This window comes from uncultured Clostridium sp. (genome assembly GCF_934754915.1).
Lineage (GTDB): Bacteria > Bacillota > Clostridia > Clostridiales > Clostridiaceae > Clostridium.
In genome coordinates this window covers 15355-28474 of the sequence record NZ_CAKVKB010000042.1, presented here as the reverse complement: position 1 = coordinate 28474, position 13120 = coordinate 15355, and the positions used below count along the sequence as shown (strand labels likewise).

The following is a 13120-nucleotide window of genomic DNA, read 5'->3' as shown; positions in this document are numbered from 1 at the left end:
TTTTTTCTTTAATTTTAATGCTTGTTTTGTTTTTAAGTTTTTTAAATAATTTATTTATTTCTTTTTTATTTTTTGTCATTAATAAATCACTCCAGTATAATTATAAATTTATTTTAATTATTGACATAATTCAATATTACTATTCATATAATTTTACATAATGAAAATTAAAAATATTTTATATTCTTTTTTATCTAGTTTGATATGTACTTCAAGATATATATTCCAATAATACTACATAATAATTAAAGAAATTTCGGAAAAATTTCATCCTTCATTGTAAATTGTTAAATTGGAACATATATATAATATCAAAGAAATTTTCATAAGATTTCAATCTTCATTATTAATTGTCAATCTTTTATTGTTAATTAAAGTATACATTAATAAAAATAATTTCATAAAGGAGGTACTACAATGTATGAAATTCTCAATCACAATTTTATAAATAAAATTACATATTGGATTTATGATATTATTGATATTTTTGTTCAAAAAGAAAAAATAAAAAGTTTTTCAATTACCATTCCTTCTCATGTTCTATATAGAAGCAAATTGATATGCAGTTATATCGAAACAGAAATTCATGATTCATTTTCACTTGATAATCTTGTTATGATTCTTTATTTAAATTTTATAAAAGACTGCATAAGAAACTATAATCCAGTTTCAGTATACAATCTATTAAATAAAATTTATTATGATTCTAAAAATATAGTACTTTCTTGCGGAGATGAAAGTATATCTATAGACCTTGATCCAGTAAAATTGTCCTCATTAGATATGTGTATTGCAGAAAAAGATTATGAAAAAGGCCAATTAATTTTAGATGAACTTTATGAATTGTATGGTTGCCGCTTTTCTTTCTCAAAACTTATAGAATGTTTATGGATGGATTTTATTTGTTCTTATAAAAATGGACAAAACAAAAGAGCATATCATTCTATTATAAAAATGTTAAAAGAATATTTTTATTAATAAACAATCAGTCTACATTTCTATACAAGTGTTATAGCTAGTGATTTGATAAAACAGTATATTTAATCTAAAAATAAATATCAGACATTTCTATTTCTGTTTCATGTTTATGATTAATTAACACAAATTCATTTTCTCTCATTTTTTCAATTTCACTATTAGTAGGAATGTATTTATCAAATTCCAATTTTACAATAGTTCCAATATCTTTTTTGCTGGATATTTCAATATTTCCCTTAAGAAGTTTAATAATTCCTTTTACAATATGCAGACCTAATCCACTACCTTCTGTATTTCTGGATAAAGTCTTGTCAAGGCGTTCAAATCTGTTAAAAATAATTTGCAAATCATCCTCGTTCATACCTATTCCATGATCTTTTATAGTTATTTGAATTTTATTTTTACTATTATCCACATAAATATTTATATCACCCGTATCCTTACTATACTTAATAGAATTTGATAATATATTTAGCAGAACTCTTTCATACAACTGCTCATCTACAAATGTATATAATTCTTCATCTGATGTATCAAATATCACTTTTAAATTTTTACTTTCTGCATAAGGTATAATTGACATAGCAATTTTTTCTGTCAATGAAACAACATTAAATAATTTTAAATCAGCCTGTATACTACCCTTATCTAATCTAGTAGTATCTATGAAATTATTTATAAGTCTTATCAACCTGTTACAATTTTGCTTTATTATATTATTATATTTATTATCTAAGTCCGATTTTCCTTTACAGTCAAGAATTTCTTTTGTTTGTATCGCTGAGTAAATAACATTTACTGGAGTTTTAAATTCATGAGAAATATTAGCGAGCAATTCATTTTTTATTACTTCTTCTTGCTTGACTTTTTGAAAATTCCTATTGACTTCTAATAGTTCAGAAGTAGTTCTTTTTAAATTTTTCGATTTTGTGATCAATTTTCTATATATATTATAATATGGATTACTTATAATTTCTGATATCATCATTTTTAATACAATGTAGTGAGATACACATAGTAGTATACAATCTAAAAATGATAGTGGTATTTTTAGAACCCCTGCTTCAGTCAAAAAAGTTGTAAACTGCATTATAATTCTTATTACAAGAAAAGTATTTAAATATCTATATAACAAACTAGATATGTTAGATTTTATATTAACCAAATATTTTAATATGTAAACTTTTATTCCTATAGCTCCAATTTTGAAAATACATGAAAGGATAAAACTTTCCCTATTTTCAATCATTAAAAAAATATGTGCATCAGATCTTATTCCTAAATAAGAAACCAATAGTGATATTATTAATATAATAGGCATTATTTTATTATATTTAATATTTATTTTATAACATTTTACTGCTATAGCTATAGATAATGATTCATAAATAGAATATATATAATTCAATCTTCGTGCTTTTGCCGAAAAATCTTCAATATTCACCCCTCCCCTGATAATATTAAAATATGAAAATTTTACACACATAAAAAATAGACTCCTGCATTTTAATGGAGTCTATTTTATTTAAAGAGTAAAAAATAATTTACTATCTACAATGTGAATTTATTTACTAATTCTGAAAGCTGAGATGATTTTTCTTTATTTTCTTTAGAATTATTTAAAATATGTTCTTTTCTAGTATTTATTTCTAACATATTATCTGCTATTGCAACTGATGAATTTGTTACAGCTGAAACAGCTTCAGTTACTTCATTTATACTCGTAGAAATTTCATTTGATGATTCATAAACAGTATGTGATACTTCTGAAAAATTGTCAGCTATTTCTTTTACACGTGTTCCTGCACTTTCATAATCTGCTGTAACATTTATAAGTTTTTCATAGTCAGATAAAATATCTTTTTCAACTACACATAATAATTCAGATGAAGCATTTGATAATTGTCTTACAGCATTTACTGTACCATCAACATTTTGTTGAATACTATTAACAGCTTGTGCACTTGCTTCTGAAAGCTTTCTAACTTCTTCAGCAACAACAGCAAATCCTTTTCCATATTCACCAGCACGAGCAGCTTCAATAGAGGCATTTAATGATAAAAGATTTGTTTCTTGGGATATTTCTAAAATACTTTCAGATATTGTTGATATGTTATTTACAATAGAAATTTTCTCTAAAGCTTCTTTAAGATTATTTCTACATTTAATATATACATCTTCAACATTTTTCTTAGCTTTTATTGTTTCCATACGAGTAGCAGATGCTTCTTTTTCTATACTGTCTGCTAAAATCATACTGTTTTTGGCTTTTTCGTTAGAATCTTTTACAACAGAATTTATTCTTTCAGCAATTTTATTAACTTCTTGTAATGATGCACTACATTGTTCCATGCTTGCAGAAATTTCTTCTGTTGCAGCAGCTGCCTGATCTAAGTCGTTAGCCATTTCATCTAATTTAGAATCAATTATTTTACTGCTTCCAAATATATCATCACTGTTTGATTTTACTTGTTTTATTGTGGAATTCAATACTTCTACGCCAGAGTTCAGACTTTTAATTACATCTCCAAAATCATCTTTTGAATTTCCATCACCTCTGTATGCAAGATTAAATGATGAAAATTCTTCTGAATATTTTTCAATTGCAGTAATTTTCTTTGCTAAATACTTACCTATCACTAGCGAAATTATTATACCTATAATAGTAAATATTACAGCAAGTATGAATTGTGTTTTTGCAATTTTATTTACACCACTTAAAACTTCATCAGAAGAAGCTACAAGACATATTGACCATGGTGTATTGCTAACTTCAGCATATGACATGAATATATGAGAATCTTTTAAGTCCAATTCTTCAACATTTGATTCTTTAGAGACTATTTTTTCAAATATGTTATTTAAAATATCATTATCCTTTTCATCTTTACTTTCATTAAATGCATCTTTAAACGATATTTCATTAAATACAAAATCCATATTATGATGTGCAACAAATTTACCGCTTTCATTTAATAAAAATGCATATCCGTTTTCACCAATTTGAATTGACTGAACAATTTTATTTATTTCATCAAGATTTATAGTTCCACATAAATATCCAACTTCGGAACCATTACCAGACTTAATAGGTATTACTATAGTAGTTATTGATTCCTTTTCTTCTTTTCTTAAATAGGGTTCTGTTATAAATGACGATTTTTCTTTCATAGTCTTAAAAAAATCCTCTTGTGATTGTTCTTTGATTTCAGAAGTATTTGGGTAATATCCATATCCATTAAGATCCATTACAAATATACTGTCAAAATTCCATTTTTCTGTTTCTTCTAAGAGTACTGGCTGCTGAAGGCTCCAATCCATAGAAACAACCTCAGGAAGTGAAGCTATATTTTCTAATTGCTTAGTTTTATAATAAAATTCCCTTTCTACAGCTTTTGCACTATCCTTTGTTCTTGAAGCCAGAATATCTGTTGTTGTCAGATTTAAAATGTTACTTTTTGTTTCATAGTATGATAGCATAGATAATATACTGCATATTGCTATTATAATCATAACTATATAAATCATTATTTTGTTACCTGTGCTTTTTAAAAAATCAGTCATATTCATATCCTCCTTATATTGTTTTTTTCTTATGGTATATTATATCAGTCATTTGCAATGTTTGTAAAAAAAAATGTTTTATGAAATAATATGTCATATATTTAAATATTACAACACAAATATAAAATTGTAAATGATGTCAATGATTATTTTTTAAATGTAATTATAAAAAATAATTTGTACAGCAAGATTAAAACTGCATTAAAAATCTATATGGATACATCCCAAATACAAAATTTGAAATATAGAAATATAATTGCAATATACTGCAAAAAATAATTGTTTTATGAAATTAAATAATATTATTTAACATTACTCATTGATAGTAATTTTTGCTTAAGCTGTTCTTCAATATTACGCAATTCAGACTGAGCCTCTTCACGTTTTTGTCTTCCTTCCGCCTGTATTCTTAACACTTCATCTATTGTAGATATTAATGATTCATTAGTATTTTTTAATGTTTCTATATCAACAATTCCTCTTTCTGAAGCTTTTGCAGTTTCAATAGTTGACATCTTTAATGTTTCTGCATTTTTTCTCAATAATTCATTAGTCATATTTGTAACTTCATTCTGAACTTTTATTGCATTAGTTGAATGAGCTAATCCTAATGCAAGGACTATCTGACTTTTCCATAAAGGAATTGTATTTACTATTGTAGACTGTATTTTTTCAGACATAAGAGTATCATTATTTTGAACAAGCCTTATTTGTGGTGCCATCTGAAGCGAAATAGTTTTAGTAAGTTCAAGATCATAAATCTTTTTCTCAAATCTATTACATAAATCAGTAAAATCACTTACTTCCTGTGCATCTTCAGGATGACCACTGATTTTTGCTTTTTCCACTAGTTTAGGAAGTTCAATTTCCCTTGAAATTTTAAGTTTTTTCTTTCCTGCAAGTATATACATATACAGTTCTTTAAAATAAACTTTGTTTGTTTCATACATCTTATCCAGCATTGCTATATCTTTTAAAAGCTGTACTTGATGATTTTCAAGAGCCGCACAAATATTATCAATGTTTTCTTCAACTTTTGAATACTTTACTTTCATTGAATCAATTTTTTGAACCGGTTTTTTAAAAAAGCTTAAAATTCCTTTTTTATCTTCTTCTTTTTCAAAATTTTTAAGTTCTCCAACAACACTTGAAAGCATATCCCCAATTGTACCAAGGTCCTTAGTTCTTACATTATTAAGAGCTGCCTGAGAAAAATCTGCTATTTTTTTCTGTGCACCAACTCCATATTTAAGTATTGAATTTGAATTATTTAAATCAATTTTTTCAACAAAATCATCAACCATTCTTTTTTCTTCAGGACTTAAAATATTGTCTTCAGGCTCTTGTATTATTTCTTCTTCTTTCTTTAATATTGTATTATCGCTGCTTTCATCAAAATCAGGTTCAAATGTAAGACTTGGTACAGGATCTTTCTTTAAAAAATCTTCTCCTAAATTATTATTCATATTGTCACCAGTATAATTTGTGCTCATATATTTCTCCCCCTTTATCTAATTTTTCTTATTAAAATCATCTTCTGTAAGACCTTCTTGAGAAAATAGAGTTTCAAGAACAGATATATCTGAAGAAACATCCATAACCACATCTTCAAAAAGATCATCAAGAAGTCTTTTGAATGCAGTATTTATTAATGATAAGCTGTTTTCTATTTCTTTTTTAGCTCTTTTTATATTTTCCACCTCTATTGTCTGTTCATCTAACTCTTTATATGAATTTATGAGTTTCAATGATATTGGAAGATAGTGATTAAAGAACTTCTTTACAAGTGGAAGTTTTTGTGGATTGTTCTTCACATTATTCATAATATTTCTTGTTAATTCTTCTAATTCACTTAGGTCTTTACATATACTGTTTCCATGCAATGAGTAATTTATTTTATTTATTTCAGATATATACTTTGCTCCATATTCCATAAAAGATAATGATTCGTCTTTTTCTATAGAATAATCATCTTTTGAAGTTTCATATGTATACTTATCTTCTTCATTCTTTGCTCTGTCTAAGTATGACTTTTTTGAATTTAGATATTCTTCATATAATTCGTTTCCAAGAATAAAATACGATTTATCATCACTTATATGTCCGTCTTTAAACATTTCAAAATTCATCATATTCTCAAGATCTTTAATGACAAATTTACTTTTTTTTGAAACAGATTCTGCAAGAGTGTTTATTTCACAATAGTTTTTATCTAATAAAAACTGTGAGTATTTATTAAACCTTTCATTTCTTCTCCTTATATTTGTTCCTTTAACTGCTAAATACAAACTAAAAACAAATAATATTGCAAGAGCTATAAATGATGAATATACTCCAGCTTTCACAATAAGAAGATCAAACATAGAAAGAACTGAACAGAAGGCAAAACCTATAAATGAAATTATGCATCCAGCAAAACCTATAATAGTATATATTTTTCCTTTAAACTTACCATATGGCTTTCGTGATATATATTTATACTTTTCTTTAATTTCTTTTCTGCTTAATTTATCTATGCCTTTATTTAGTTTTTCTTCCCATTTCTTTGAAAGGCCTTCAAATTTTTTATCCAAATTATTAAAAGTATCGTCTGTTACATCATTTACTTTCTTATTTGCATAATTAATGTATTTAAATGCATTATCTATAGCATTTTGTATTTGACCTTCTATATCGAAAAAGTCTTTTTGACTCATCTTATAACCTTCCTCCATTTTTTAATTGATAAACCAACTTATATATATTCTAATTGACAATGAAGGTTGAAATCTCTATAAAATTTCTTTAATTATTATGTAAATTCATTATTGGAATATATATATTTAATATTACTCTATAATTCTTAATATGGCATTAAAAATCTATTAATATTTCTAAATATTAATCTAATATGTTAAAAGCTATTTTACTTACTATAATTATATCATAATATACCATAAATGCTTATATATATTCTAAATTAGCAATATATAATAATTGATTAAATCTTTTTATATTTCTTGTATTTATTATATAGTTTTACTATCTAAATATATATAAGCAAAAAGTGTTTCAGGTTTTTTCATAAATAACACTGTTACATGTTTCAGTTTTTTAAAAAAACAGAACTATTATATGAGAATATATTGCTGTATAATTAATATTTTTTTAATATTTATATACATTATAAAATCCCAGATAACAGTTCTGCATTACCATTTTTAATTATAACTTAATTTTAAGCTGTATCCATAAGTATGTTTATATCTTAAAACTGCTATTACAGATATAATAATAGAAAGAATTTCTGTAAACACAGATATAAGCCATATTCCATTAACTCCAAAAAATCTTGGAAGTGTAAAAATTCCCACCATAAAAAATATGAATGTCCTGAATAATGAAAGCATACCTGATACTTTCCCATTTGAAAAAGCTGTAAACATTCCACTTGTGAATATATTTACTCCGCATAATAGAAAACTTACTGAAAAAATATTAAATCCATTTAATGTTATGTAAAATACTTCTGTGCCTTCACCGCAAAATAATGCAGTAAGAGGATATTCAATTATTTTTGCAATTATGAATGTAATTATTGAAAATCCCAAAATTATGGTATAACTGTATCTTACAAGTTTCTGAATTTCTTTTTTATTTTGAGCACCATAATTATATCCTATTTTAGGAGCAACTCCAGATGTAAACCCTATATATGCTGCTGACAATAAAAATTGTATATATAAAATTATAGTTATAGCGGCAACTCCCGATTCTCCTAAAAATTCAAGCATAGCGAGATTATAAAAAAATGTAGTGACTGCTGATGAAAGCTGTGTAACCATTTCAGATGAACCATTTACACATGAGTTTTTTAATAAATCAATATCAAATTTAGGTTTTACAAAATGAAGAGGTCTATCTTTTTTACAAAAGAAGATTATACCTATTACTGCTGGAACTGCATATCCTAACACTGTTGCTATTGCAGCACCACTAACTCCTATTCCCAATAATCCGATAAAAACATAATCAAGAATCATATTTATAATTCCACCAAGAACTGATATAACAAGTCCGAATTTTGCTTTTCCTACAGTTACATAATAGTAGTCAAAAAATAATTTCAACATTATAAACGGAGTAAAAATAAGATTAATAACTAAATACTCATTACAATATTTATAAAGATTGTCTGTAGCTCCTAAAAATAAAATTACGGGTTTTATAAAAACAATGAGCAGTGCAGCAATTATTACTCCAATTGTTATGAGACTTAACACTATAAGGGTAAAACTTTCTTTTGCTTCTCTGCTTTTCTTTTCTCCCATTAATTTTGAAATAACAGCATTTCCTCCTGTAGCAAGCATTACACTTATTCCTATAAGAAGACTTATCATTGGATATGCTATATTAATAGATGACAATGCATCTGGTCCTACATATCTTGATACAAACATTCCATCTACAATTGAATACATTGCAAAAAATATCATCATTATAACTGTTGGCAGTGTCTGCTTTATAAGCGATGTTATGCTTATCTTTGAATTTAAAAATTCATCCATAAATGTTCCTCCAATTTGTTTTCTTCTTTTGCTGTATATATAATAAAGCATACCATAACAGGATAGTCAAGTGATTTTGAAGAGAAATTATCTACTTTCATAAAAGAAAGTAATCTTATAATTGATGGAAATTCATATGAATAGATGCTTTTAAATGAAGTCATTACAAAAAAACTGATGATTATGTTTTTAACATATCTCTAAAAATGCAAGATAAAATTCCCCACTAGTGGGGAATCTTATCTTTAAATTTCTTGTTTCAAGCATGACTTCAAATCATCATCTGGAGTGCTTATTGGTTTTAAATCGAATGTATCTACCAAATATTGAAGAACATTTGGACTTAAAAATGCTGGAAGTGTTGGACCTAAATAAATTCCTTTAATTCCTAAAGATAATAGTGCAAGCAAATCTGCAACTGCTTTCTGTTCATACCACGATAAAATTATTGAAAGAGGAAGACCATTTACATCAGTCTCAAATGCATCTGCAAGTGCTGTAGCAATTCTTACAGCTGAATAGGCATCATTACACTGACCTACATCAAGAAGTCTTGGAAGTCCTGCAACTTCACCAAAATTTAATTTATTGAACCTGTATTTTCCACATGCAAGTGTCAAGATAATACAATCATCTGGCACTTTTTTTGCAAATTCTGTGTAATAGTTTCTGCCAGGTCTTGCACCATCACAGCCTCCAATTAAGAAGAAGTGACGCACACTGCCATCTTTAACAGCATTTACAATAGCTTCTGCATTACTTAATGTTGCATGATGACCAAAGCCCACTAAGATTTCATGTGGTTCTTGATCTTCTTCAAATCCTCCGAGTTCCAATGCTTTATTTATAATTTCGCTAAAATCTTTATTTCCATCTTTATTTTTACCAATATGTTTTACTCCATCCCATCCAACTACACTTGTGGTAAATATTCTATCTTTATAGCTTTCTCTTGGCTTCATTAAGCAGTTTGTAGTCATTAATATACATCCTGGAATTCCATCAAACTGTTTTTGCTGATCCTGCCATGCACCACCAAAATTTCCTACAAGATGTTTATATTTTTTAAGTTCTGGATATCCATGACAAGGTATCATTTCTCCATGAGTATAAATATTGATTCCTTTTCCTTCAGTTTGTTCAAGAAGCATTTTGAGATCTTTTAAATCATGGCCAGAAACAATTATAAATGGACCTTTTTTAATATGTACATTTACTTTTTGTGGTGATGGATTATCATAAGTTTTAGTATTTGCTTCATCTAATTTCTTCATGACAGCAACACTCATTTCTCCAGTTCTCATAGTCCATCTTATAAGATCTTCTACACTTAAATTATCATCACATGTTGCTTCAAGAGCTCTTGCATAAAAATTATCAACTTCATCATCATAATAGCCAAGTTCTCTTGCCTGATGACCATATGCACTTATTCCTTTTAATCCATAAACAATTGTCTGTCTTAAAGAACGGATATCTGGATCTAAATTTTCATCATACATTATTCCAGCAATCTTTGCATCTTTTAGCATTTCTGATTTAGTGCCACTTAATACATATGTAACATGATCTGTATCATTTTTAATTGTCCCTACTTTTTTCTTTAATTCATCTTTAATTTTTTGAGATTCTTTTAATAATTCCACATGAATTTCTGCATCAAAATTAACATTTGTTAATGTTGTAAAAAGACAGTTTTCTATAAATGTAACTATCTTTTTATCTAAATTTTCTCCTTTTTCAATTATTTCTTTTGCATAACATGAAATGCCTTTCAGTTGAAAAATAAGCAAGTCTTGAAGATTTGCTACTTCTGGGGTTTTTCCACATACACCAAGTTTAGTACATCCCTTTCCACCAGCTGTCTGTTCACATTGATAGCAAAACATTGGATATTCTAAATCCATACTATTTGTCATAAGTATCACATCTTTCTGTTTTTAATCTTATATTTTTAAAATTTGTAAATATAATACTAATTTAATTTTTCCTTAAATAATATTTATTATGCATTTACTCATAAAATATAAAATTGAAACTAACTAAAAAGCAAATATGTATATGAAGATATAATATCCTTACTATACATATTTGAATTTATATTTATAGACAATATATTTATTAAAAATATTTTTATATTTAAATTCTGAATAATAATTTTACCCAAGGGCAATATCAAGTATCATCATTATAAGGAAGCCTACCATAACCCCCATAGTTCCTACATCTGTGTGGCTTTCTGTATGAGCTTCAGGTATTAATTCTTCAACCACCACAAATATCATTGCTCCTGCTGCAAAAGATAAAAGCCATGGCAGAAAATATGTGACAGTACCAACTATTGCCACAGTTATTAATCCTCCTATAGGTTCTACAATTCCTGATAACGCACCATACACAAATGATTTTTTTCTCGACATTCCTTCTTCTTTTAGTGGAAGTGAAATTGCTGCACCTTCTGGAAAATTCTGAATTGCTATTCCTATTGCAAGTGCAAAGGCTGCCGCCATTGTAATGCTTGAACTTCCACTTGCTGCTAATGCAAAACTTAGTCCAACAGACATACCTTCAGGTATGTTATGAAGGGTTACTGCAAGAACAAGCATAGTTGTCCTTTTAAATGACGATTTCATCCCTTCAGGTTTATTGTCCTCTATATGAAGATGGGGAATTATATTATCAAGTATAAGAAGAAATATTCCTCCAAATAGAAATCCTCCAGCTGCTGGAAGCCATTCTATAATTCCCTGTTCTTTTGCCATTTCTGTTGATGGAATGATTAAAGAAAATACTGAAGCTGCAATCATCACTCCAGCTGCAAAACCTAAAAATGCTCTTTGAAAATTAGGGTTTACACCTTTTTTAAATAAAAATACAGTTGCAGCCCCTAGTATAGTTGCAGCAAATGTTATTCCTGTTCCTAATAATACAGCTATATAAGCATTCATACTATATTCCTCTCGTAAAGTAATACTTAGTATATATTATAATAACAACCTATGAAATAGTTACAAAAATTTGTTATTTAATTAATCATATTGTCAATTTACTCTTTACTAGTAAAAGAATCTATAAATGCTTGTACAGCTATTGAGTTATGCCTCCCTGATTTATAAACCAGACATATTCTTCTTTTAGGAATTTCATCTATAAGATTTAACTTTATTATTTCATTTTTCTTTAATGATTCTTGTGCAAAAAATTCAGGTACAAATCCAATTCCTAAATTATTTGCAACTGTAGGTACTATAAGATCAGTTGTAGCAAGTTCTATATCCGGCTTTAAAGTAACATCATTTTTTTCGAAAATTTCTTTTAACACCATACTGGTCATTGTATTTTTATCAATTGCAATAATAGGATATCTATTGATTTCCTTTAATGTAACAGGTACATTCTCAAGTTCATTATATTCCATTCCAGCTATGGCTATATCCTGAAATAAAGTTAAAGTAGTTATTTGAAGTCCTTCTTCAGTATATGATAATGGAAATACCAATATAGCACAGTCAAGTTTATTATTTCTTATTGCTTCCAGCATATTTGGAGTACTTGAATTATGTATTTTTAGCTTTATATTTGGATATTTCTCTTTATATCTTTTTAAATGAGGCAGTAAAAAGTAATGAATAGTAGTTTCACTAGCACCTAATACTATTTCACCTTTTTTAAGCATTTTTAGTTCATTTATTTCTTCTTCAGCCTGTATTATCTCTTTATATGCTGTTGATATATGTTTGTATAACATCATTCCTTCAGCAGTCAGTTTTACTCCTTTTTTCCCTCTTATAAAAAGTATACACCCAAGTTCTTCCTCAAGTTTTTGTATACAATGGCTGACAGTTGGCTGAGTTACATATAATTCTCTAGCTGCAGCTGTAATACTTTCATTTTTTGCTGTTATATAAAATACTTTATATGCATCAAAACTTGCTAACATCTTTTTGCTCCTAAACTTATATAAATTATTCTATGTTTATTATAATATAAATATAGAAATAATCTATGGTTATAATGCAAAATATGCATTA

9 protein-coding genes are annotated in these 13120 nt (G+C 26.9%); 1 reads left to right on the top strand and 8 read right to left on the bottom strand.

Going from position 1 to position 13120, the window contains the following annotated elements; translation table 11 throughout:
* Positions 1 to 417: 417 nt before the first annotated feature.
* Positions 418 to 978 (top strand): hypothetical protein, encoded by a 561-nt coding sequence (locus tag Q0F58_RS08635; RefSeq protein WP_294375087.1) that lies wholly within the window; start codon positions 418 to 420, stop codon positions 976 to 978.
* A gap of 67 nt (positions 979 to 1045) precedes the next feature.
* Here the strand turns inward: Q0F58_RS08635 and Q0F58_RS08630 are convergent, their stop codons facing one another.
* From Q0F58_RS08630 to Q0F58_RS08595, 8 genes are all read right to left on the bottom strand, one after another.
* Positions 1046 to 2422, bottom strand: a complete 1377-nt coding sequence (locus Q0F58_RS08630; protein WP_294375084.1) for a sensor histidine kinase KdpD — start codon at positions 2420 to 2422, stop codon at positions 1046 to 1048.
* Positions 2423 to 2529: 107 nt separating this feature from the next.
* A complete protein-coding gene (locus Q0F58_RS08625) occupies positions 2530 to 4542 on the bottom strand; it encodes a methyl-accepting chemotaxis protein (protein ID WP_294375076.1) in 2013 nt (670 codons plus the stop codon).
* A 302-nt stretch (positions 4543 to 4844) separates the two neighbouring features.
* A complete protein-coding gene (locus Q0F58_RS08620) occupies positions 4845 to 6008 on the bottom strand; it encodes a toxic anion resistance protein (RefSeq protein ID WP_294375092.1) in 1164 nt (387 codons plus the stop codon).
* Positions 6009 to 6053: 45 nt separating this feature from the next.
* The gene (locus Q0F58_RS08615) at positions 6054 to 7238 is read right to left on the bottom strand and encodes a 5-bromo-4-chloroindolyl phosphate hydrolysis family protein (protein WP_294375073.1); all 1185 of its coding nucleotides are present in this window, start codon (positions 7236 to 7238) and stop codon (positions 6054 to 6056) included.
* 504 nt (positions 7239 to 7742) lie between these two features.
* Positions 7743 to 9089: an MATE family efflux transporter gene (locus Q0F58_RS08610; protein WP_294375070.1), complete on the bottom strand. Its 1347-nt coding sequence runs from the start codon at positions 9087 to 9089 to the stop codon at positions 7743 to 7745.
* Between the two features lie 245 nt (positions 9090 to 9334).
* Entirely contained in the window at positions 9335 to 11008 is a 1674-nt protein-coding gene (gene hcp, locus Q0F58_RS08605) for a hydroxylamine reductase (protein ID WP_294375067.1), read from the bottom strand.
* A 240-nt stretch (positions 11009 to 11248) separates the two neighbouring features.
* Positions 11249 to 12037, bottom strand: coding sequence for a ZIP family metal transporter (locus tag Q0F58_RS08600; protein ID WP_294375063.1), 789 nt, complete (start codon positions 12035 to 12037; stop codon positions 11249 to 11251).
* Positions 12038 to 12135: 98 nt separating this feature from the next.
* Positions 12136 to 13029, bottom strand: coding sequence for a LysR family transcriptional regulator (locus Q0F58_RS08595; RefSeq protein WP_294375060.1), 894 nt, complete (start codon positions 13027 to 13029; stop codon positions 12136 to 12138).
* Positions 13030 to 13120: the final 91 nt, after the last annotated feature.